The 23,178-nt window shown below is 64.7% G+C and carries 15 protein-coding genes and 2 pseudogenes; 9 read left to right on the plus strand and 8 right to left on the minus strand.

Annotation, left to right across the window (positions count from 1 at the left end; all coding sequences use genetic code 11):
• Positions 1-128: 128 nt before the first annotated feature.
• The gene (locus tag IQ782_RS26145; protein ID WP_194137622.1) at positions 129-1,106 is read left to right on the plus strand and encodes a TRAP transporter substrate-binding protein; all 978 of its coding nucleotides are present in this window, start codon (positions 129-131) and stop codon (positions 1,104-1,106) included.
• 93 nt (positions 1,107-1,199) lie between these two features.
• Entirely contained in the window at positions 1,200-3,080 is a 1,881-nt protein-coding gene (locus tag IQ782_RS26150) for a TRAP transporter large permease (protein ID WP_194137623.1), read from the plus strand.
• Positions 3,081-3,906: 826 nt separating this feature from the next.
• Here IQ782_RS26150 and IQ782_RS26155 read toward each other — a convergent pair.
• The 5 genes from IQ782_RS26155 to IQ782_RS26175 all read right to left on the minus strand — a co-directional run bounded on the left by IQ782_RS26155 (position 3,907) and on the right by IQ782_RS26175 (position 7,421).
• Positions 3,907-4,641 (minus strand): amino acid ABC transporter ATP-binding protein, encoded by a 735-nt coding sequence (locus IQ782_RS26155; RefSeq protein WP_194137624.1) that lies wholly within the window; start codon positions 4,639-4,641, stop codon positions 3,907-3,909.
• The gene (locus IQ782_RS26160; RefSeq protein WP_194137625.1) at positions 4,638-5,312 is read right to left on the minus strand and encodes an amino acid ABC transporter permease; all 675 of its coding nucleotides are present in this window, start codon (positions 5,310-5,312) and stop codon (positions 4,638-4,640) included. Before IQ782_RS26160 ends, IQ782_RS26155 begins: the two co-directional genes overlap by 4 nt.
• 4 nt (positions 5,313-5,316) lie before the next feature.
• Positions 5,317-6,087: an amino acid ABC transporter substrate-binding protein gene (locus IQ782_RS26165; RefSeq protein ID WP_194137626.1), complete on the minus strand. Its 771-nt coding sequence runs from the start codon at positions 6,085-6,087 to the stop codon at positions 5,317-5,319.
• 295 nt (positions 6,088-6,382) lie between these two features.
• Positions 6,383-6,604 (minus strand): hypothetical protein, encoded by a 222-nt coding sequence (locus IQ782_RS26170; RefSeq protein WP_194137627.1) that lies wholly within the window; start codon positions 6,602-6,604, stop codon positions 6,383-6,385.
• Between the two features lie 493 nt (positions 6,605-7,097).
• Entirely contained in the window at positions 7,098-7,421 is a 324-nt protein-coding gene (locus tag IQ782_RS26175) for a P-loop NTPase family protein (protein WP_194137628.1), read from the minus strand.
• A 933-nt stretch (positions 7,422-8,354) separates the two neighbouring features.
• Between IQ782_RS26175 and IQ782_RS26180 the strand changes: the two genes are divergently transcribed.
• The 6 genes and pseudogenes from IQ782_RS26180 to IQ782_RS26205 form a co-directional block, all read left to right on the plus strand.
• Positions 8,355-9,545 carry a pyridoxal-phosphate-dependent aminotransferase family protein gene (locus tag IQ782_RS26180; protein ID WP_194137629.1) on the plus strand — a complete coding sequence of 397 codons (1,191 nt, stop codon included), beginning with the start codon at positions 8,355-8,357 and terminating at the stop codon, positions 9,543-9,545.
• Between the two features lie 128 nt (positions 9,546-9,673).
• Positions 9,674-10,633: a Bug family tripartite tricarboxylate transporter substrate binding protein gene (locus tag IQ782_RS26185; RefSeq protein ID WP_194137630.1), complete on the plus strand. Its 960-nt coding sequence runs from the start codon at positions 9,674-9,676 to the stop codon at positions 10,631-10,633.
• 73 nt (positions 10,634-10,706) lie between these two features.
• Positions 10,707-11,225 (plus strand): tripartite tricarboxylate transporter TctB family protein, encoded by a 519-nt coding sequence (locus IQ782_RS26190; protein WP_194137631.1) that lies wholly within the window; start codon positions 10,707-10,709, stop codon positions 11,223-11,225.
• A 24-nt stretch (positions 11,226-11,249) separates the two neighbouring features.
• Positions 11,250-12,770 carry a tripartite tricarboxylate transporter permease gene (locus IQ782_RS26195; RefSeq protein WP_194137632.1) on the plus strand — a complete coding sequence of 507 codons (1,521 nt, stop codon included), beginning with the start codon at positions 11,250-11,252 and terminating at the stop codon, positions 12,768-12,770.
• Between the two features lie 88 nt (positions 12,771-12,858).
• Positions 12,859-15,792 (plus strand): FAD-binding and (Fe-S)-binding domain-containing protein, encoded by a 2,934-nt coding sequence (locus IQ782_RS26200; protein ID WP_194137633.1) that lies wholly within the window; start codon positions 12,859-12,861, stop codon positions 15,790-15,792.
• A 253-nt stretch (positions 15,793-16,045) separates the two neighbouring features.
• Positions 16,046-16,330, plus strand: a pseudogene (locus IQ782_RS26205) (pyridoxal-phosphate dependent enzyme); the annotation flags it as partial.
• 386 nt (positions 16,331-16,716) lie between these two features.
• On the opposite strand, the gene IQ782_RS26210 reads toward IQ782_RS26205, so the two are convergent.
• The 3 genes and pseudogenes from IQ782_RS26210 to IQ782_RS26215 all read right to left on the minus strand — a co-directional run bounded on the left by IQ782_RS26210 (position 16,717) and on the right by IQ782_RS26215 (position 20,309).
• Positions 16,717-18,699 (minus strand): acyltransferase family protein, encoded by a 1,983-nt coding sequence (locus IQ782_RS26210; protein ID WP_194137634.1) that lies wholly within the window; start codon positions 18,697-18,699, stop codon positions 16,717-16,719.
• A 238-nt stretch (positions 18,700-18,937) separates the two neighbouring features.
• Positions 18,938-19,173: pseudogene (locus IQ782_RS30005) on the minus strand (transposase); the annotation flags it as partial.
• Between the two features lie 158 nt (positions 19,174-19,331).
• Positions 19,332-20,309, minus strand: a complete 978-nt coding sequence (locus IQ782_RS26215; RefSeq protein WP_194137635.1) for an MBL fold metallo-hydrolase — start codon at positions 20,307-20,309, stop codon at positions 19,332-19,334.
• 350 nt (positions 20,310-20,659) lie between these two features.
• Here IQ782_RS26215 and IQ782_RS26220 point away from each other — a divergent pair, with 350 nt between their 5' ends.
• Positions 20,660-22,183, plus strand: a complete 1,524-nt coding sequence (locus tag IQ782_RS26220) for a tannase/feruloyl esterase family alpha/beta hydrolase (protein ID WP_194137636.1) — start codon at positions 20,660-20,662, stop codon at positions 22,181-22,183.
• Positions 22,184-23,178 lie beyond the last annotated feature (995 nt).

Here is a 23,178-nt window from a genome sequence, read left to right on the forward strand (position 1 = left end):
ATCTTCCTCGCCTCCGACGCCTCGAACTACGTCTCCGGACAGCTCATCTTCGCCGACGGCGGCATGAGCTCGGTGCTTTAGGTCGAGGAACGCCGAATTTTAGAGATTTTTTCAGGGAGGAGACATCAATGACCCAATTCAGCTTCGCCGCGACCGCGCTCGCGGTCGGCCTCACGCTGGCAGGCGCTGCCACCGCGCAGGAGTACACGGCCCGCTTCTCGCTCGACGTCCAGGAAGGGAACCCCAAATACCTGGCGGCCGAGAGCTTTGCCAACGCGGTCTCCGAGGCCACCGACGGCGCGGTGAAGATCCAGCTCTTTGCCAATGGCCTGCTCGGCGGTGAGGTCGAATCCGCCGAGGGCATGCGCCTCGGATCGATCCAGGGCGGCATCATCACCAGTTCGGTCTTCGCGACCTGGGTGCCCGAAGTGCAGGTGCTCGACCTACCCTTCCTGTTCCGCGACGACGCCCATGCGGTTGCCGCCAACCCGGTGCTGAGCGAGCGCTTGGCCGACAAGTTCGAGGCACAGGGCTTCCACCTGCTGGGCTTCTCGATCAATGGCGCGCGCCAGCCGATGAGCACCTTCCCGATCACCTCGCCCGAGGACGTGAAGGGCAAGAAGATGCGCGTCATCCAGAGCCCGATCCACATCGCGCTCTGGGAGGCGGTCGGCGCGGCCCCGGTACCGATCCCGGCTGCCGAGGTCTACAACTCCATGCAGACCGGCGTGGTCGACTTCTTTGACAACACCGCCACCAACTACCTGACCTTCAAGTTCTTCGAGGTCGCGCCCTATTACACCGACCTGCGGCACGTCTACGCCATGGGCACCTGGGTCGTCGCGAAGTCCTGGTGGGACAGCCTGCCGGCGGAATACCAGGCCGCGATCACCGAGGCCGCTGCCTCTGCCCAGGCCGAGGTTGCCCCGATGCTGGCCGAGGTCGATGCCGCTTCGCTCGCCGAGACCGAGGCCCAGGGTGCCACGATCAACGTGATCGAGGACAAGCAGCCCTGGATCGACCTGATGGAGCCGGTCTGGGCCGAGTTTGCCCCGAAAATCCCCGGCGCCGAGGCCACCATCGAGGCCGTCCAGGCCATCGAATAAGAACCTTCCGCCCGGCCCTCGTCCCACGAAGGCCGGGCGTTCGCCCTAGGACGACAGCACCAGGCAGAGGGCAGCCGACAGAGGGCAATTTCCATGAAAGACGACATCCGGGCGCACCAAAATGGCGCGGGAGCGACGACCTGCGCGCGCGGCCTCGACCGCCTCGCGGCGGGGCTCGAGCTCACCGCGAACACGCTCAACGTCGTGATCCTCACGGCGATCATCATCGTGATCTTCCTGAGCGTCATCCTGCGATATGTTTTCAGCTCCGGGATGCCTTGGTCCGAGGAGTTCGCGATCTGGGGCTTCACCTGGCTCATCTTCTCGGGCGTCGCCCTCGGGGTGCGCGGCGGGCGGCACGTGTCTGTCGATCTGCTGCTCGGGAAGCTGCCGGAAGGACCGCGCCGCGGCGCCGAGTTCCTGCGGGACGCCTTCGTCGCGATGGCCCTGATCTCGCTGGTCTTCGGGGGCACCCAGCTTGCACAGATGGTCGGCGGGGTCAGCACCAGCCTGCAATGGCCGAACTGGCTTCGCTACGCCGTCATCCCGGCGGCGGGCGCACTCGCGCTGGTCTTCCTGCTGCTCGAGGACACTCGCGGCCCCGCGCTTCTGCGCAAGGCCGGATCGATCGCGCTCGGCGCCGCGCTCTACGCGCTCATCCAATATCCCGCGCTTTCGCCCTTCGGCGGCGGCTCGGCCAGCGTGGCGATGATCCTCGTCTTCTTCGTCACGCTCCTCCTCGGTGTGCCTGTCGCCTTCGCCATGGTGCTGGGCGTGGTCACCACGACCTGGAGCGGAGGCCTCCTGCCCGCGCCGGCGATCCTGCAGAACATGGTGGCCGGATCGAGCAAGTTCATTCTCTTGGCTATCCCGTTCTTCCTGACCACCGGCTACCTGCTGAACATCGGCGGGCTGTCGACCCGGCTCATCGATTTCGCCTCTGCGCTCTTCGGTCACTTCCGGGGCGGGCTCGCGCAGGTGAACGTGTTCAACAGCGTGCTGGTCGGCGGCATCTCCGGCTCGTCGGGCGCCGACGCCGCGAGCACGACGAAGGTGCTCGTGCCGCAGATGGTCAAGCGCGGTTACGCCTCCGAGTTCGCCTGCGCCATCACCGCCGCCTCGTCGGTGCTGCCGAACGTGCTGCCCCCCGCGATCGCCATGCTGGTCTATGCCTCGGTGTCGAATGTCTCGATCGCCAAGCTGTTCGTGGCGGGGATCGCGCCGGGCCTGCTGATCGCGGCGGCGCTCATGCTGTGCAACAATCTCATCGCACGCAGGCGCGGCTACGAGAAATCCGGCAGCCGCGCGCCCTGTAGCGTGGTGTGGAGGACCCTTCTGCGGGCCCTGCCCGCGCTCGTCATCGCGGTCGTCGTGCTGGGGTGCATCCGCTTCGGCATCACCACCGCGACCGAGGCGGGCGTGATCGCGCTGGTCTGGGCCTTCGTGCTCGGCAAGTTCGTGTTCCGCGAGTACAGCTGGCGCCAGCTTGGCCAGTCGCTTGCAGAATGCTGCGTCGACAGCGCGCTGATCGGCTTCCTGATCGCGGCGTCGGTGCCCTTCGCCTGGATCCTGATCGCCGACGGCCTGCCGCAACAGCTCGTCGGGTTGACCCAGGACTACGCGCTCGGGCCGGCAGCGCTGATCCTCGTGGTCGTGCTGACGCTCTTCGTGGCGGGCATGTTCCTCGACCTGACTCCCGCCATCCTGATCGCCGCACCGCTGTTCCTGCCGCTGCTCACTGCCGCGGGGTTCGATCCGGTGCAGGTCGGGATCATCATGATCATCAACCTTCAGCTTGGCGGGGTGACGCCGCCTGTCGGCATCCTTGTCTTCATCACCGCCCAAATCAGCAAGACCCCGGCCTCGGCGGTGTTCCGCGAGGTGACTCCCTTCGTCGCGGCGATCATCGCCGTGTTGTGCCTGGTGTGTGCCTTCCCGGCGCTCACGCTGGGATTGTGGGCGTTGATCGGCTGAGTTGCGACGGAAACTCTGGCCGATCCGGCCGGGTCCCGGGCCGGGCTCCGCTTTGCGGCGGCGAAGTCCTCTGCCGACCGTCCGTTCCATTCCGGCGACGGCGTCAGCACGGATGGGCCCGTGACGAACCATAACCGCCCGCAGGGCAGCGGCCTGAGGTCCTGGCTCTCACGTCCCGCGACGATCTGCCCGTCAGCGCGCGGGTCAACGGACCCGTGATCATCCCGATCACCGTCGAGCACTAAGCCCTCGTGCCCGCCAAATGGAAGAGACGCCCCGGCCAAGGAGGTGTTGTGAAACAGTGTTCCTCGGCTGGCGGCCATGACGCGCGCCTTGTTAGCCATGTTTTGGCTGTCGGACGATGAAGGTGGACAGGATCGGGAAGGCAGACAAGATCGGCAGAACCACCGCCGAGATCAGACAGATGGGCATCGTGAGAACTGACACCATGCCGGGTTCGCCCTGTCATCGCCGCGGCGACAAAGACGCTGAACCCCACCGGCGTCGTCAGCAACCCCAGGTCCGAATTGATCACGACGACCACACCGAACAGGGCGGGCTGATCCAGTGGGCCCCGGCACCAGGGCGCTCTAGAGCACGAACAGAGGGATTGCCTGTTGCCTGTCTCCTGGACACGGCGATAAGACCGCGGCCACGCAATCGGCAGCAGAAGAAACGGATTCAGGACCAAGCGTGCCATCGCGGCCCTGTCACGGTCGCGGCTGGCGTCGAGGCAGGCATGGATGAACCCCGCCTGCCAGACCCCGAAGCGCAGGCGCACGTTGAACCGACCAGACGATCGGCCGAAACGCCCCGCGCGATCCGCCTATTGCGACAGCCGCCGGAGGAACCGCTGCAACCGCTCGTCCTGCGGTGCGCCGAAGAGCTGTTCGGGTGAGCCTTCCTCGACGATCTTTCCGCCGTGCATGAAGATCACCCGGTCGGCAATCTCGCGGGCAAATTGCATCTCGTGGGTGACGATCAGCATGGTCTGGTGGCGTGCCGCAACGCGGCGCATGAGGTCGAGCACCTCGCCGACCCACTCGGGATCGAGCGCAGAGGTCGGCTCGTCGAACAGCATCAGTTCGGCGCCGATGGCCATCGCCCGGCCAATGCCGACGCGCTGCTGCTGCCCCCCCGAGAGGCTCGCAGGATAACTGTCCGCCTTTTCGGCGAGCCCGGTCTCGGCCAGCACATCGAGCGCGCGCGCCTCGGCCTCGGCCTTGGGTCGCCCCTGCACGGTGACCAGCGCCTCCATGATGTTTTCCTTCGCGGTCTTGTTGGCAAAGAGCGCGTAGTTCTGGAACACGAAGGCAGAGCGGCGGCGCAGGGCGAGGATCTCGGCCCGCGTCGCACGGTCGGCATCGAGCGTCACGTCGCCGATTGTGATGTGCCCCGCGTCGGGCTGGTCGAGGAAGTTGAGGCAGCGCAGCAGCGTCGACTTGCCGGTCCCCGAGGGGCCGATGATCACCACCCGCTCGCCCGGCGCGATATCGAGGTCGATGCCGTTGAGCACCGCCGTGCCGTCGAAGGTCTTGCGGAGGCCGCGAACGGAAATCATCGTGCATACGCCTTGTTCAGATAGGTCTCGAGCCGCTTCTGACCCTGGCTCAGCAACTCGACCATGGCCCAGTAGATCAGCGCCACGACGAGGAAGGCCTCGAAGTAGAGGAAGCTGCCCGCCGCCTCTTTCTGTGCCGCGCCCATCATCTCGGTGACACCGAGGGTGAAGGCCAGCGAGGTGCCCTTGATCATGTCGATGAAGTAGTTGACCAGCGTCGGCGCGGCGACGCGCGCCGCCTGCGGCAGGATGATCCGCCGCATCATCTGAAGCTGCGTCATGCCGATCGATTGCGCCGCCTCCCACTGGCTGCGATCGACGCCAAGGATCGCCGCGCGGATGGTCTCGGCCATGTAGGCCGAGAAGTGCAGCGTCAGGCCCATGATCGCGGCGGTGACCCCGTCGATACTGGTCAGAAAGCTCATCACCTGCGGCAGGCCGTAATAGAAGAGGAACAGCTGCACCAACAGCGGCGTGCCCCGGAAGAAGCTGATGAACAGCACCACAGCCCAGTCGATCCACGGCAGCCGGAACACCCGCTCGACCGCCAGCAGCGAGGCGAGGATGAGCGCCAGCACCATCCCCGCCGCCGCCATGCCGAGCGTCAGCGGCACATAGCCCAGGATGACGGGGACCAGCCCCAGCATGTACTCGAGGTCCAGTCCCCGCATGGGTTCACTCCGGGCTGGTGATGTCGGTGCCGAACCATTTCTGCGAGATCTCGGCCAGCGTGCCGTTCTCGCGCAGGGTGGTCAGCGCCGCGTCCACCTCGTCGCGCAGCGCGGTGCCCTCCGCGTCGTTGCGGAACGGCAGGGCATTGTGGATCTCGGAGAAGGGCTTGCCGGCCAGGGCCAGCGGCAGCGGGCTTTCCTGGATCAGCTGCACCGAGGAAACGCGGTCCATGACAAAGGCGTCGACACGCCCCAGCGCGGTGTCCTGCGCGATGTTCGATTCGTAGGTCTTGATCTCGACCTCGTCGGCGAAGGGCAGCTCGCGCAGCAGCTGCTCGAAGTTCGAGCCGAGGTTCACCGCGACGGTCCGCCCGCGGAGATCCTCGACGCCGGTGATGTCCTCATTGCCCTTGCGGACCACCACCTGCGCGCCGTCGTAGACGTAGGGCTGGGTAAAGGCGAACTTGGCCTCGCGCTCCGGGGTGATGGTGATCTGGTTGGCGATCGTGTCGATGCGGCCCGCGTCGAGCGCGCCGACAAGGCCCGAGAAGGACATGGTCTCGAACGCCACGTTGAGGCCGGCCTCTGCGCCGACGGCGTTCATCACGTCGACCTCGAAGCCCTGCAGCACGTCCTGCTTGACGAAGGTGAAGGGGAAATAGCCGCCCGACATGCCCACGCGCAGGGTCGTGGCCTCTTGCGCCGTAGCGCTGCCTGCCAGTCCGCTGGTGAGCCCAGCGGCAAGGATTGTGGCGGTAACGATGGACTTGAGCATCTTGGCAACTCCTATGAATTAGGAGCACTAGGTGTCTTCCCGAGCCACGAGGATCAATGGCTGCGGAAAGAAAAGGCTCCCGTCTCCAGCAGACGCGCGGCTTGAGGAACGTCGTTCTGCGAAGGCCGCTCGGCGCAGAATGCACGTTTGCCCCGAACCGCGTGCAGGGGGCTTGCGGCGGGACGCATTCCTGAGCATGTCGAAGGTGTTGCGTCCTGTCGAGGGGCTTTGCGCATCGCCTGCGCCTGCCCCGGCGCTCGCTCTGGGGCCAGTCCGTGTGCCGCCGTAAGCTGGTTTACCTCCGGAACGGCGAGGGCCGTTGCCATCTCCTTCGCCCTGCCCGCCGACCGCAGGGGCCGGTCTTGGTGGGAAAGACGGCGACGAGCAACTCGCCAAAGGCGATCAGGAAGCGCGGGGTGGCCGCCGAGATGCGTGCGGCGGCACGCAGGGTGCCGTCGAGCTTGCGCATCGCGCCAATCAGCGAGGGCCGCCTGCCGGGCAGCAGCGCATACGCCATGCCGATCACCACGCCCGCCTGATGGAACAGAGGCTTGAAGGGTGTGCCCGCAACGCCAAGCCCGGCAGGAATGCTGTTGAGACCCTCCGTTGCGCCCGAGCAGCACGATGAAGACAGAGGGCCGACCGAGCGAGCCGGTCAGGAAGGGAAACAGGATCGCGATGCTGGTCAGGGCCGCCTTCCACCCCTCAAGGCGCGACAGGTCGGTTGCCGCCGGACAGCCGATCACGATGCAGGCAAGGGTCACTTCCAGCGCGGTGATGGTCGCTTGCAAAAGCACAAGCCGCAGGCTTGTGGACGCAGCGAACTCTCGGAATTGCACAAGCGGAAGACGGCCCTCTGGGTCGGTCAGGCTCAACGCGCGGACATTGACCAGCGGCACCAGAAGGCAACGCGATCGACACCCCCGCCGAGATCCGGCCGGTCGATGCCCCCACCGTCTTTCAGGAGGTTGAAATCGCCCAGAAACCGCGCGGCAAAAACGGTACGCGGGTTATTGGTAGAGCTTCTGGTCGGGGTCCTGTTGCTCGATCTGCCCGTCACGCATCAGCGCGACCAGATCAGACATGGGCATGGCCCCGTTCTGGGCGCGGGTGACGTAGATTCCCGTGGCACCGATCTCTCGCTGAAACCGACGCACATCGAGTTGCCGCTCTTCCTTGAGGCGCACATCCAGCGCGCCCATCGGTCCTTCCATCATCCGTACGGAAGGGTCGGACACCGGCGCCCGCGCCAGCGCGCCCCCTGTTGCTGCCGCCCCCGACAGCCGCGCGGGCTTGCCGTCCGAATGGACCCTGCTGAACGAGCTTCGAGACATCGGGCACCCACATCTCGATCTCGCGCCGCGCAAGCCTGCGCACGTCCAGGGGATCGGCGACGTTTCCGCTACGGTCATGTGCGGGAACAGCGCGTAGGTCTGGAACACTGCTGATATCTCGCTCCCGGCCGATTGAGCACGGTCACATCGCGCCCGCCGACGGTGATCCGCCCGGAATCCGGCTTTGGGAAAGCGACCACCGCCAAGATGGTCGACGTCTTTCCCGAGCCTGATGCCCTAAGCAACGTTGCGCGATCCCCCGGCGTTCATGAGCCAGCCCCAGCGAGTGGTCCGAGTTAAATGCCAATGCATGGTGGGCCTTCGGTTTGGTGGAATGAAGGTTTCCTGGACGCCGGATGCCCAATGACCTGCTGACCTAGGCAGCCAGGTCTTCCCGACATGGGACGTCGTCGGACCTGATAAACCACGACGGGCCGCGCTGGAGTGGTCCACTGCCCGGCAGTGCATCTCGGCGTGATCTCACGGGCGGGTTCAGCCAGAGCCGACCGCGCTTCATCTGCCTGTGCGGGACCGTTCGGCGGTATCCTTGATACCGATGGCGGAGCCGCCAAATGCGCGCCACTCGCTAGTGGTTCACCTACCGGCCGGCCCGATGCAGCAGCAAGGCGATCGCAGTTCAGGCGTCGTGAGCGGACCACTTCAAGGCGGCTGGCACAGGCTCACCCCTTCGGTCATCCCGGCAACTTCGGAAAGCCGCTCCGCGCTCAAGCGCGCTGCAGAACTGCCAGAATTATGCATTCAATATTTACAGATTCGCAGACCGCCAACGTAACAAGCAACTGAAATTAGATGATATTGCACCCAGATCGCCAGCCTTGACAGGCCGCCGTTCAAAATGCATTCATTATTCATATAGTGGGAGATATTTGGCGCCACGGCCTGGGCTGCGTCGCCGCATTGGGAGGACCAACCATGACACACAGGGCAGGACGCCATTTCCTTCAAATCCCCGGACCGAGCCCCGTTCCCGATAGGGTCCTGAGAGCGATCTCCACGCAGACGATGGACCATCGCGGGCCCGATTTCGCCGAAGTGGGACGCACGGCCCTGGCCGGCATGAAGTCGATCTTCAAGACCGAGCAGCATGTCTTCATCTACCCCTCGTCGGGCACCGGCGCGTGGGAGGCCGCGCTGGTCAACGTGCTGTCCGAGGGTGACGAGGTGCTGATGTACGAGACCGGCCACTTCGCCACGCTGTGGAAGAAGATGGCCACCAGGCTCGGGGTGAACGCCGAGTTCATCGAGGGTGACTGGCGGGGCGGCGCAGATCCGGACCGTATCGAGGCCCGCCTCCGCGCGGACAGCGCGCACAGGATCAAGGCGGTGTGCGTGGTCCACAACGAAACCTCGACCGGCTCGGTCTCGCCGATCGCCCAGGTGCGGCAGGCGATCGACGCCGCCGGGCACCCTGCCCTGCTCATGGTCGATACGATTTCCGGACTCGCCTCGATCGACTTCCGCTTCGATGAATGGGGCGTGGACGTCGCGGTCTCGGGTTCGCAGAAGGGTCTGATGCTGCCGCCCGGCCTGTCGTTCAACGCGGTGAGCGAGAAGGCCTTCGAGCTGTCCAAGACCGGCGGCATGCGCCGTTCGTATTGGGACTGGCAGGAGATGGCGACGATCAACGGCACGGGGTATTTCCCTTACACGCCCGGCACCAACATGCTCTACGGCCTGAACGAGGCCATCTCGATGCTGCACGAGGAAGGGCTCGACAACGTGTTTGCCCGCCACCAGCGGCACGGCGCGGCGACCCGCGCGGCGGTGCGGCATTGGGGGCTGGAGGTGCTCTGCCGCCAGCAGGGGCAGGAAAGCGGCGTGCTGACGGCGGTGCTAATGCCCTCGGGGCATAGCGCCGACAACTTCCGCAAGGTGGCGCTCGCGCATTACGACATCTCGCTCGGCAATGGCCTGTCGAAAGTCGCCGACCGGGTGTTCCGCATCGGCCACCTCGGCGACATCAACGACCTGACGCTGGCGGGCACGCTCACCGGCGTCGAGCTCGGCCTGCGCAAGGCGGGCGTTCCCCATGCCGCTGGCGGTGTGGCGGCAGCGATGGACGCGCTGGAAGACACGCGCATCACGGCGCTCGCCGCCGAGTAGTCCCGCAAGTTGCAGCATTGGCCGGGGTGGAGGCCCCGGACATCAGAACTTGGCCGCGAGGAGGCGACCAAGTTTCAGGCGGGGGTGGCGGGGCACTGCCCACCTCCGCGCAAATCAGGGAGGAAACAATGGAAATCAATGTCTTGAAAGCGCTTGGCAGCGCCGTCGTGACGACATCCGTCGTGTTGACCGCGGTGGCGGCGCAGGCCGCGGATTACCCGGCGCGCACCGTCGAAGTCATCCACCAGTACGGTCCCGGTGGCGGCACCGACCGTTTCATCCGCGCCATCGCCGAGCCGATGCAGGAGGCGACGGGCCAGAGCTTCGTGCCGATCTCGATCACAGGCGGCAACGGCGTGCCGGCCTATGTGAGCTTCCTGCAGCGTCCGGCCAATGGCTATACGCTCGTATCGCTCAGCCCTGATGACGTGATCAATGCCGCGCTAGGACGGATCGATCTGTCGCAGGTGATGCCGCTGGTACGCATCCAGTACGATCAGGGCCTTCTTCTGGTGTCCAAGGACAGCGCACTGAAGTCGCTCGACGACCTGCTCGATGCCGAGAAGGCAAACCCCGGCGGGATCAAGGTCGGCGTGACCGGCTCTGCCGGCTTCGACGACGCGCTGATCGGGCTGTTCAACGAGAAGGCGGGCACCGAGCTGGCGACCGTACCGTTTGGTGCTGCCGAGATGGTCTCGAACACGCTCGGCGGGCATGTGGACATGATGTACGAGGAATATGGCCCCACCCGCGGCCTGATCGAGTCCGGCGACCTCGTACCGATCTTGCTCTTCTCCGACGAGCGGCTTCCGGAACTGCCCGACGTCCCTACTGCCAAGGAATCCGGCTACGACGTGACGTTGGGACGGTGGCGCGGCTTCGGCATAAAACCCGACACCGATGCGGCGGAGATCGAGACGCTGGTTTCGCTGTTCCGCGATGCCTCCGCCAACGAGGGCTACAAGAAGATCGAAGCCGACAGTGCCCTGCAATACCGCTCCGAGTTCCAGGGGCCGGACGAGTTCAAGGCGTTCATCGACGAGGAGATCGCGACCTACACCGAGATCATGAAGCAGCTCGGCTACTGACGACGGGCCGGTGGCGCGGACCGCGCGCCACCCTGCCACAGGTCGACTGTCAGCCACTGGGAGGAGCTAAGTCATGCTGCACAAACTATTCGAGGTGGCGGCATTTGCCGCCATGACCATCGCGTCCGTCGCGCTCTGGTTTTCTGCCGACGCATTGCCTGTCTCCAAGCGCTACGCGCAGGTGGATGCCGACCTATGGCCCAAGATGGTGTTCGGGGCGCTTGCGATTTGCTGCGCGGTGCACCTCGCTCAGAAGGTCGCCGGGTTGATCGCCGCGCCCTCTGGCATGCCGCTTTCCGAAGACGAAAAGCTCGAGGCCTATCGCCCCGAGGGCTACCACCTGCGGCTCGCGCTCACCGGCGGTCTCGTCGTCGGCTATTTCTTTGCCCTGCAGTACATCGGTTTCCTGCTCGCCACGGTGATCTTCCTCTGGGCGGGGGCCTGGATCCTGCCGTTCAAGAACACCGCCGCGAAACTGACCTTCGCCCCGGTCTTCACCGTCCTTCTCGCGGTGCTCTTCAGCTACGGGCTGCAGCTGTCGCTGCCACGCGGCACCGGCGTCTTCTACGATCTCAGCCAAGCGCTCTTCTGAGCCTGCCCAGCACCGGAGACCCCCATGCTAGATGCATTCATTTCCGCCGCCGGGTACATGCTCGGAAACCCCATGAGCTTCCTGCTGATCATCTTCAGCGTCATCTGGGGGATCATGTTCGGCGCCGTGCCCGGCCTGACCGGCATCGTCGGCGTGGCGCTGCTGATCCCCTTCACCTTCGCCTTCGATCCGACCCAGGGCATGCTGCTGCTTGGCGGCGTCTATGTCGGCTCGACCTTCGGCGGCTCGATCTCGGCGATCCTGTTCAACACGCCCGGCTCGCCCGAGGCTGCCTGCACCTCGCTCGACGGCTACCCGATGGCCAAGCGCGGCGAGGCCGGCAAGGCGCTCGGCATCGCGCTGGCCGCCTCCGCCGTGGGCGGCATCTTCGGCACGCTGGTGCTGATGTTCGCGGCGCCGCCGCTTGCCCGGCTGGCGCTGGAGTTCGGGCCGGCGGAGTATTTCGCGCTCGCCGTTCTCGGCATCACGGCGATTGCCTCGATCGGTGGCGGATCGCTGATCAAGGGCTTGATCGCGGGCCTGCTGGGGCTCGCGGTGGCGCTGATCGGGCTCGATCCGCTGACCGGCGTCGCGCGCTTCACCTTCGGCAACATGATGCTGCTGACCGGGGTCAGCTTCATCGCGGCGATCATCGGCATCTTTGCGCTCGCCGAGGTGCTGCAGCGCTTCGCGGACGGGCTGCACAAGGCAGAGGCGATCACCGAGGTCTCGACGAAACTGCCGTCCTGGGCCGAGTTCATCGCGACCAAGGCCACCTTGCTGCGCTCCTCGATCATCGGCACGATCATCGGCGCGCTTCCGGGTGTCGGCGCGACCACCGCCGCCTTCATCAGCTACTCCGAGGCGTTTCGCTGGTCGAAGCGCCCCGAACTCTTCGGCAAGGGCTCGGCAGAGGGCATCGCCGCGCCGGAGTCGGGCAACAACGCCGCGGTCGGCGGCTCGATGATTCCGCTCCTGGCACTCGGCATCCCCGGATCGGCCACCACCGCCGTGATGATCGGCGGGCTGACGATCCATGGCATCGTGCCGGGGCCCATGCTGATGCAGAACAACTCCGACCTCGTCTACTCGGTGTTCATCGGAATGTTCCTGGCCAACGTGCTGATGCTGGTCTTCGGCCTGCGCGCAGCCCGTCTTTTCGCCCTAGTGCTCAAGGCCCCCTACCCGCTGGTCGGTCCTGCCATCGTCGTGCTGTGCATGACCGGCGTGTTTGCGCTGAACAACAACGTCTCTGACGTGGCGGTCATGCTGGTCTTCGGCGGCGTGGGCTTCCTGCTCAAGAGCCTGGGGCTGCCGGTGGCGAGCTTCATCATCGGACTGGTGCTGGGACCGATTGCCGAGGTCAGCCTGCGGCAGGGGCTGATCCTCGCGGATTATGATTTCGTCGCGATGGCCACCCGTCCGATCGCCGGCACGCTGCTGCTGCTCTCGGTTCTGTCCCTGGCCTACGGCGTCTGGGGCCAGCTGCGCCGCCGTCCGCCGCAGGACCCGCCAAACCCGCAGGCAGAGCCGGAACGCGCCTGACCCCACGCCCCCAAAGGCACATCCAAACATCAGCGACCGGGCCCAAGGGCCCGGACCGGACGCACCTTTTCGAACGAGAGGCTTTACGATGAACGCTCCGTTGCTCCAGCGTACCCCCCCGGCGGCCAGATCCGTCGCCCGCAATCAGGCCTTTGAAAAGGCATTGTCCGCCGCGATGGAGGGAGAGACCGACTTTGGCCGGTTCACCCGCGGCCGATATGCCACTGACGCCTCGATCTACCAGATCATGCCGATGGGCGTCGCCTACCCGAAATCCGCTGACGACATCGCCGCGGCGTTGCAGATCGCGGGCGAGCACGGGGTGCCGGTCATCGCCCGCGGCGGCGGCACCTCGCAGAACGGCCAGCCGATCGGGCGTGGGCTGGTGCTCGACATGTCGCGGCACTTCAACGACCTGATGGACTACGACCCCGCCGCGCGCGCGGTCACGGTGCGCCCCGGCATGGTGCTCAACACGCTCAACGACCGGCTGCGGCAGGACGGGCTGTTCTTTCCCGTCGAGCCCTCGACCGCCTCGCGCTGCACCATCGGCGGCATGTGCGGCAACAACTCGTCCGGCGCCCGCTCGCTGCGCTTCGGCAAGACCGTCGACAACGTGCTGGCGATGGAAGGCCTCTTGCACGACGGCGACACCTTCCGGCTGGATGGCGCGCGCTGCTCCGAGATCGCCTCGCCGCGGATGCGCGAGATCATGAGCAGGCTCATCGCGCTCGCCGACAGCCACCGCGACCGGATCGAGTCGATCTTCCCCAAGGTCCAGCGGCGGGTCGGCGGCTACAACCTCGACGAATTGCTGCCCACGCAGCCGAACCTCTCGCACCTGCTGGTGGGCTCCGAGGGCACGCTTGCGGTCAGCACCGCCGTCACCCTGAAGCTGTCGCAACTTCCCAAGCACCGCGTGATGGGCGTCTGCCACTTCCCCGATTTCCGCTCGGCGATGGAGACGACGCAGCATCTCGTGGCACTCGGGCCGGTCGCGGTCGAACTTGTCGACAACAACGTGCTGGTCATGGGCGCCGACATCCCCGCCTTCGTGCGCACCATCGGCGACATCACCAAGGGCACGCCCAATTGCTTGCTGCTTTGCGAATTCGCCGGCGATGACCTCGATGCGCTGAAGCGAGACCTCCAGCGTCTCGACGAATGCATGTCGGATCACAGCCATCCCGATGCGGTCGTCGAGGTCGTCGAGCCGCACCGGCAAAAGGCTGTCTGGGGCGTGCGCGAGGCCTGCCTGAACATCATGATGTCGATGAAGACCGAGGGCAAACCCGTCTCCTTCATCGAGGATTGCGCCGTGCCGCTCGAGCATCTGGCGGATTATACCGATGGCATTACCGATCTCTTCGCGCGGCACGGCACGCGCGGCACCTGGTACGCCCATGCCTCGGTGGGCTGCCTGCACGTGCGGCCGATCCTCAACATGAAGACCGAGGAAGGCGCGACGACCATGCGCGCCATCGCCGAGGAGGCCGCCGAGCTGGTGCGCAAGTACAAGGGGTCCTTCTCGGGTGAGCACGGCGACGGAATCTCGCGCTCGGAATACGTCGAGCCGATGTTCGGCGCCGAACTGACCCGCGCCTTCGAGCAGGTGAAGGACAGCTTCGACCCCGAGAACCGCCTGAACCCCGGCAAGATCGTGCGCCCGCTGCGCATGGATGATCGCGACCTGATGCGCTTCAAGCCCGGCTACAAGACCAGGCTTCCCGCCGAGCCCGCGCTCGACTGGTCGGACTGGGGTGACTTCGGCGGCGCGGTCGAGATGTGCAACAACAACGGCACCTGCCGGACGCTCTCGGGCGGGACCATGTGCCCCTCGTATCGCGCCACCCGCGACGAGCAGCACCTGACGCGCGGCCGGGCCAATACGCTGCGGCTGGCGATCTCCGGTCAGCTTGGCGAGGACGCCTTCACCTCGACCGAGATGAAGCAGACCATGGACCTCTGCGTCTCGTGCAAGGGGTGCAAGCGCGACTGTCCCACCGGCGTCGACATGGCGCGGATGAAGATCGAAGTCCTGCACCATTACCACAAGCGCCACGGGCTGCCGCTGCGCGAGAAGCTTATCGCCCACATGCCGCGCTACGCGGCGCTGGCCTCGCGCTTTGCCCCGCTGGTCAACCTGCGCGACCGGGTGCCGTTGCTGGCGCAGCTCTCGGAGAAATGGCTCGGGTTCTCGGCGAGGCGCCGCCTGCCGCAATGGCGCAAACCCTGGGCCGAGGGCCGCGCCCCCGCCAAGCTGCACGAGGTGAAGGGCGACGGGCGCGACCTCGTGCTCTTCGGCGACACCTTCAACCGCTATTTCGAGTCCGAAAACCTCGAGGCAGCCGAGCGGGTGCTGCTGAAAGCCGGCTACCGGCTGCACCGCGTCGTGGTCGAAGGCAGCAACCGCCCGATGTGCTGCGGGCGCACCTATCTCGCCTCGGGACAGACAGACGAGGCCCGCGCCGAGCTGCGACGCACGCTGGGCGCGCTGAAGCCCTTCGTCGAGGCGGGCGCACGCGTTGTCGGGCTCGAGCCCTCGTGCATGTTCACTTTCCGCGACGAGATGACGGCGCTGCTGCCCGCGGCCGAGACCGGCTTCATCGCGGGCAAGGCGCTGATCCTCGAGGAGCTGCTGGCCGGGGACATCGCCGCCGGGACCCTGACCTTGCCGGTCGGCGATGCGGGCGGGCAGGTGGTGCATGTGCACGGCCATTGCCATCAGAAGGCCTTTGGCGCCATGGGCGCGGTCGAGACCGTTCTGCGCGGCGTCCCCGGCCTTGACGTGCGGATGATCGAAAGCTCCTGCTGCGGCATGTCCGGCGCCTTCGGCTACGCCGCCGAGAACTACGAAGTGTCGATGAAGATGGGCGAGACCTCGCTGCTTCCAGCAGTGCGCAAGGCCGACGCCGACGCGCTGATCGTGGCCGATGGCACCAGTTGCCGCCACCAGATCCACGACGGCGCCGCGCGCGAGGCGATCCACGTCGCCCGCGTACTCGAGCGATACCTGCAGTGATCCCGGCCCACGCCGGCACCTGAAAGCCAGCTGCGCCCGTCGGCCGGGCGCAGCAGGGACATGGCTCAACCGATTTGACCAAGTCCGACCTGGGCGAAGATCCTCGTCCCGCCACATGCTGCGCATCCGCAGACAGCGACGCGCCATGCACCGGACGCACCGTGCCCTGAACGTCTTGTCCCCGCCATCCCGCCACGCTCGCCAGTGAGATCGCCCGATGGATGCCCCGACGATGATCTTCCCCACCTATGACGACATGGTTGTGGCGCCCATCGGCGGCGGCATAATCTCGGGCATATGCCTGACTCTGTCGACGCGGCCCCCCGAGCGCCGGTTCATCCCCGCCAAGCCCGAGCAGGCGGACGACGTCTACCGCAGCTTCAAGACCCGGCACATCATCGCCGACGGGCTGCTGGTGCCGCTCAAGGACCTGACCTGGCAATTCATCTCGAACGGGATTGTCGAGGCGATGCGGCTGATCTGGACACACCTGCGCGTGGTCATGGAGCCGTCGAGCGCGGTGCCCTGCGGAATGGTGCCCCCCTTCAAGAAGCGGAACCGGCCACCTGTCACGCGGCGTGTCCAGCGCAAGCTGGGCAGAGCCCCCACTGGCGGGTGGATGTTCGCAGCGCGAAAGTTCTGGAGCAGCAGCGCAAAGTCGTGCTCATCAACTCCCCGGCAGCGCATTGCGGAGCATTGTCCCGAGAGCGGCGGCACCGGCGAGGCGCATCTGGCTGTCGGGATTGCCCGGGCCTGCACCCGCAGCGGCCAGAGGCACCGCGTCTTCAACGTCGTCGCCCTGGTGAACGAGCTCGCGGCCCTAAAAGGCCTAGAGTGCCGGGCGAAGCTCAGACCCCGTTGCAACCTTTTGGCACTTACGCGCCCGGACACCGAGAACTGCGGCTCCCAATTCTGTCCGAACTCCTAGAGCCTGGGGCTTTGAGAGTTCGGATAGAGCACGGACAAGAGTTCATGTGCAGACGGCTTCAGTCTCAAGGCTCCCTTCCAGCTCAGGTGATCTCCATCGCGGAAGAGAAGAACATCTCCGTCGAAAAGGTGGCACACCTCATCGTCGCATAGGTCTTCGTAGATCGGACGATAAGAGATATTGGGCACGTCCTCGGCAAGTGACTTGAGGAGATCCTCATAGATCATGCGCTGTTCCAGGTTGATCTCGGACTTCAAACCCAAGGTCTCGGTTCTATCTAGCTTCATATGGCGCAACTGTTCCCTGACATGCAGATCCGAGCCGGAAGGCACGTCGTCCAGCAGAATGAACCGACGGTCCGGGAAGCGCGAAGCCAGCCTCTCAAGCCCACGCTTCACCGCCTTTGGATTGTAGTCTGTCAGTGAGCCGTCATATTCGGCATCCAGCCAAACATCACCCTGGTGGCGGTATGTCGCGCCCGTCACAATGTGAAGCCAATAGTTCTGAATGATGACCGTATTGATCTCGGGCCGTTCGTCGAGGAATTCGACAAACGCGTCCATTGTTCCCTTGTCGCGCTCACCCAACTCTCTCACTCCCAGCAGCGGTGCGAAACCAGCATCGGTAAACTGGTAACCCGCAATTCCCAGATCCTCGGCAGCCCCGAAAATCGCAGGGCTGATGGCGTCTGCATGGCTGTCTCCGACCAGAACAAAGCCAGGAGTTTCGGCGTCCCGTCCGCGCACGCAGATATCGCCTGCATGTGCACGTTCTGCGGTCATAAAATGGCAGTCTCGACGGTCATGCATGAAATTCTCGCTGTCGGACATCGCCAGAAGATTTGGGTCCATACGGCTTGGCAGCCCATCGAGTTTCCAAAGCGTCAGGCCAGCCAGGATGAAACATGCCATACCGGCCGCAGACCCCAGGAAAACCTTCCGTTCGCTGAAGCGCTTCCGGCTACGAACGGGCGTTTCGACGAAACGATACGACAGATATGCCAGAACGAAGGAGATGAAGAGGCAAAGGATGCCCGTACTCGTGGAAAGCGAACCATATCGATAGAATGCGTATACGACCACGGGCCAATGCCACAGATACAGGGAGTAGGACAGCTTTCCGATGAAGGTCATCAGGGGCAGCGACAGAAACCGTGCCGAAAAGGTTCGCCCCGACCCGCCAGATGCAATCAGAGCGGCTGCACCTAGACAGGGCGCCAGGGCAGCGAGTCCCGGGAACGGGGTCGCGGCGCTATAGATGAGTGTAGGGATTACGATGGCGGCCAACCCGGCCAGCCCTTGCAGGTGCGCCGCACGCGCAGGCATTTCCTGCAGGATCGACCACTTCTGCCAGAATCCCATGGCGAGCAGCGATCCTGTCAGAAGCTCCCAGGCGCGGTACTGCGGCAGGTAGAAGGCTGCTTTAGCTGAAACATTCAGCATATAGACCGCTGCCGCGAGAGACGCACATGACATCAGCGCGGTCAGCAGCAAGGTGACACGAGCGCTAGACCAGCGCATCAAACCATACAGGATCAGGGGAAAGAAGATATAGTATTGCTCCTCGACCCCCAGCGACCAGGTATGGAGCAGTGGAGAAAGCTCCGCTGCCTCGGTGAAATATCCTTGTTGAGAATAAAACCAGATGTTTGCGGCAAAAACGGTCGTTGCAACGGAAGATTTTGCGAAACTTTCCAGATCAAACGAAGTCATGAAAACTGTCGCGCCTGCGCCCGTCACGGCAAGCATCGCAAACAGCGCCGGAAACAGCCGACGCGCTCGTCTCTCGTAGAACTTGGCGACCGAGAATTTACCCTCATCCAGCTCCGAGAGGAGAAGTGATGTGATCAAAAATCCAGAAATGACAAAGAAGACATCTACCCCGACAAATCCGCCAGGGAAGGCCAGTCCGGTATGAAAAAGAACAACCGGAACAACAGCAACCGTTCTGAGACCATCAATGTCCGGTCTGTAGCGCAACTACTCGAATCCATTTGCCAAAAAGCGTAAATCAAATTTTGACACATATATACGGCAATATATGAAGAGAGTCCACCGACGCGGAAATCATAGGCCATCGCCTCGCCCGAAGTTTCGCGGGCGGGTGAATGGATTTTCGAGAGTTTTGTGAAAGAAAGCCCCGTCTCGCAAAGGCCTTATCGCTTGGGAATATGCCTGTCGACCGCGGTCGGGTTCCCCAATTTCTTGCCAATGGCCAGCTGAAGACCATTCCTGTGGTCTGACGGAGCGGCGGGCCGAAGAGAACCTTACCCAATAAGCCGACCTGGCTGGCCGCATCGGGACAAACTGCCGGACGCCCGGACCCGCCACATTTTGGACGCGCGCCAGGTCATATTTCCGTCCAGTCAGACGAGCAGTGACCCGCGCCGTTTCCAGTGCGTCGTCACAGGACTTCCCGTTCGTCGTAGGGTGGCAGGCAGGTTCAGGCATCATCGGGGCCTGAACCCACCGGACTCAGGCCGTGGCCTCGAGATGCCTAGGAGTTTTGCAACATTGCGGGAGCGGGTTCTCACCTCGCTCGAATGGTCTTTCCATTCTTGGCGAAGGCCGATTGCGGCGAAGGCCGGGCCATATTTCCCGGCCTTCGCGCATCAGGGATGATCGTGAACATCACCTGGGGCCAAGGCCCGGAACCTCTCTTGCGGAATGCCCGCAGCTTCCAAACTTGCCGAGAGCAGCGCCACCGGTTCCTCGCGCGGCTCATCGGTCAGCTGGAATGTTCCCCAGTGGATGCCAAGCGCCTGGCCCGCATCGACATCCGTCAGGATGCGCACGGCCTCCTCTGGTGCGACGTGTTGCGGCGCCATGAACCAGCGTGGCTCGTATGCCCCGATCGGGATCAGCGCGACCTCAGGAGCACCGTAACGAGCTCTGATCTCACGGAAGATCGACCCGTCGCCGTAGCCTGTGTCCCCCGCAAACCAGATTCGCCGCCGCGGGGCCTCGATCCAGAAACCGCTCCACAGCGCCATGCGTCGATCACCGAGGCCACGGGCGGACCAATGGTTTGCGGGCGTGAGGGAGACAGACACATTGGCGCCGACGTCGAAGCTGTCATGCCAGTCGCCGGTCATGATCCTCGCATCGCGCACGGCCTTGGCGACGGTGACCTCCGTTCCGAGGGGCATGACCATCTGCGGCCGGTGGCGTTCCTGCAGGCGTTTGAGTGTGGCGACATCCAGATGGTCATAGTGGTTGTGGCTGAGCAGCACGACATCGATCGGGGGCAGATGCTCGAAGTCGATCCCAGGCGCCGTGACCCGCCTTGGGCCGGCGAAGCTGAAGGGGCTCGCCCGTTCCGACCAGACAGGGTCGGTCAGGATATTCAGGCCGGCGATCTGTATGAGGATCGACGCGTGGCCGATCATCGTGATCCGGAGCGACTCGCTGCGCGCTACGGGAACCACCGGCGTTACGGGAACATGGGTCGGCCATTTGGCGCGCTGCCCGCTTCGATACCACCTAACGAGGTCGGCGAAGGAGCGGTCGGTCGAATGGCCCGGGGACTGAAACCGCGTGCCGTCAAAGTGGGCGCTGACCGGACCGGAATGGTAGCGATTGAAACGCATGGAGTTCCTGACTTTGGTTCTTCCTCAGTTAGTCGTTTTGCGCGCCCTCACAAGTGCTCGGGCCCTGCTCGTGTCATGCGGCCTGCGCCGCAGTCGAAGAAAATTGCCCGGAAAGCGCCAACCGCGCCATTCCAATGAGTTGATGCTGGCGTTTTGCTTCGGCATGAAACGAGGTTGTCACAACTGGGCCCGGCTCTCGCCGAGGCGTCGAGCACAAGGCAGATGCCATGCCGCGATCGGCGTTTGCGGGGCCCTTTCCAAGACCCCGAGGGTTCAAAACGGCGTTGCATTAACCGACCGGTCGGTTATTTTTTACCTAAGGTAAACCGAATCTTGGGAGGAGATGATTCATGTTGAACCGCATAGGCTTAGTGCCAGGCTTGCTGTTGGTCGTCATGGGCAGTCCGCTCTGGTCACAGACTTCGGAGCCGGATGATTTTGCGGCGTCCTGCAGCGCGACCGTCAACCGGATCATTTCAGGCGTGACGGTCACCGGGGCGGAAACGTTCACGCTTGAAGGAAGCTCCTACTGCGTTGTGGACGGAACCCGCGCGCCCTTCCTCGATATCGAATTGGTGATCCCCAAGGCTTGGTCGGGTCAACTGCTGCAGCGCGGCGGCGGCGGCTTTGACGGCACCATCCGCTCTGCGCTGTCGCGCAGCGAAACCGGCGAAGTCATCGGGCTACTGCCGCTGGTGGCGGATCGTGGAGTGGCCTACGTCGCCTCTAACGGCGGCAACCGTGCCAAGGTCGAAGGCGAGGCCGCCCCTCAGGTCTGGGCCGGGGAAAGCCCTCGGGCTCGGGACTCCGCGATCGATTACGCCTACCGCGCGACCGGGACGACGATCTTCTTCGCCAAGGAGGCCATCGCGGCAGTTCAGGGGAGATACCCCGAGCACAGTTATTTCAACGGCTGCTCGAATGGGGGTCGAAACGCCTACATTGCGGCGCAGCGGTGGCCCGCAGAGTACGACGGCATCGTTGCTGGCTGTGAAACGATGGACATGGCGGGACAGACCCTGGGCTGGTTGAACATCGGTCGCTTCGACGGAACGCCCGGCCAACTCAGCCCCGAGCAGTACAGCTTTGCGTATCGGGAGGCGGTCGCGGCGTGCGACGAGGACGACGGGCTTCGCGATGGCATCATTGCCAACCCCAGAGCCTGTGAGTTCCGGCCCGCCGAACTGGCCTGTGACACGAAGCCCACCGATCTGTGCCTCAGTCCGGAACAAGTGGCCACTCTCGATACACTCCTCAGCGACGTCGAGCTCGACGGGCAGGTCGTGTACAAGGGCTACAACTGGGCCGACCTCAGCAGCTATGGTCCGCGATACAACCAGTTGGCCTCCGGGTTCGCGCTGATCGCGACCGGGGACGCCGGCTGGCTAACCCCGGAGTATCCGCGCGCCTTCGATCCGGAACACGATTCCGCGCCGCTCTCGCTGGCCATGTTGCGCAGCGGCACGGACCAAGACCTGATCGGCGTGGCGCAATATGTGGCGGGGGGCGGAAAGCTCTTGTCATGGCACGGCAACAGCGACGGGCTTCTATCGCCGAATGCCCATGCGGCAAAGCACGCCGAGATGCTGGACCTGGCCCGCGAGTTGGGGATGGAAACCCCGCGCGAGGGCGCGATGTTCTTCACCGTGGCCGGATCCAACCACAACGGTGCGGGCGACATGCGCGGCGTGGACTGGTTTACCGCGATTTCGGACTGGGCAGAGAAGGGCCGCCAGCCCGCAGGTCTCACCTACACCTTCGAGGATGCGAGCGGGCCGCGCAGCATCCCGATCTGCGAATACCCCGCCTTTCCGCGCTACAGCGGTACGGGGGATCCGGCCAAGGCGGAAAACTTTGCCTGTACCGCGCCATGACAGGGTTCCCCGCTTCCTAGCGCGCTGTCCCGGTTGCGAAAGCTGGCCACGCCCAAGGCGTTGCTACATACTTTCATCGGGCAGATTGGCGGCGTGCATCTGAGCATCGGGCGCAGCCTGCAACCGAATTGCCCCAGCGGCGAGGGATCGGCTGGCCCTGCCAGCCTCGACGCCGGAGCAGAGCATGCCCAGGCCGCCGCGGTGACCGCCGCGGCGCTGCACGCCCTTCGGATGGTGCCCAAGCGCAAATCTTGTCCTCCCGACGCGTCCGAGGCGCGGCTTTGCGTACCGGAAGATCCCCGGACCGGCTGCGTCCAAACGGAACAGGGCGCCGAGGCCGAGAACAATCCGCGCCCAGTCAGCAGGAACAGGCGCGCATAGCTGCCGGTTTCGCTGCCATGGGGGTGCTGGACGGTCTCCAACCAGCGGAGCCTGTCCACGGCAGAGGCAGCATCGGTGAACTGCGCGGCGGCGGTCATGAACACGGGATCGGTGTCTAAATCGAAGCCATGGTCGTCGAAATCCGGGTCCGCCGGGTCGGGGACATTCAGCTCCTGTATCTGCGCCCGCGGAACTCGGACTGCTGCGAGGGCGCGGCTGGATCACCGTCGCGACCAGCGACGAGGGCACGCGCGCCAAGCTGGCCTTCCCGACCGAGGAGGGGCGTCGGGTCCTCGCCGAGATCGAGGGGCTGGTCTTGACGCGCCAGCAAGAGACGTTCAGCGCGTTGACACGGCACGAACGCGACCTGTTCCTAGAGCTATGCCGCAAGCTGATCCTCGGTGAAGGGCTTGCGGCCCCCGATGCGCTCGGTGCCGAGGGTGACCGGTGAAACGGCCGGACCAGCGCGCGCCCGTGTCGCGGTGGTCCGGGTGGCCGACTTCCGTTCTTGGACCCCCTTCAGGAAATACAGAATGCGGCTTGGCCGAAGTTGGGTCCGCCAGCCCGCCAATCGCGGCGCATTGAATACCCTGCGAGCCTCGACCAACCTCGGC

The organism is Salipiger mangrovisoli (assembly GCF_015223355.1).
GTDB classification, from domain to species: domain Bacteria; phylum Pseudomonadota; class Alphaproteobacteria; order Rhodobacterales; family Rhodobacteraceae; genus Salipiger; species Salipiger mangrovisoli.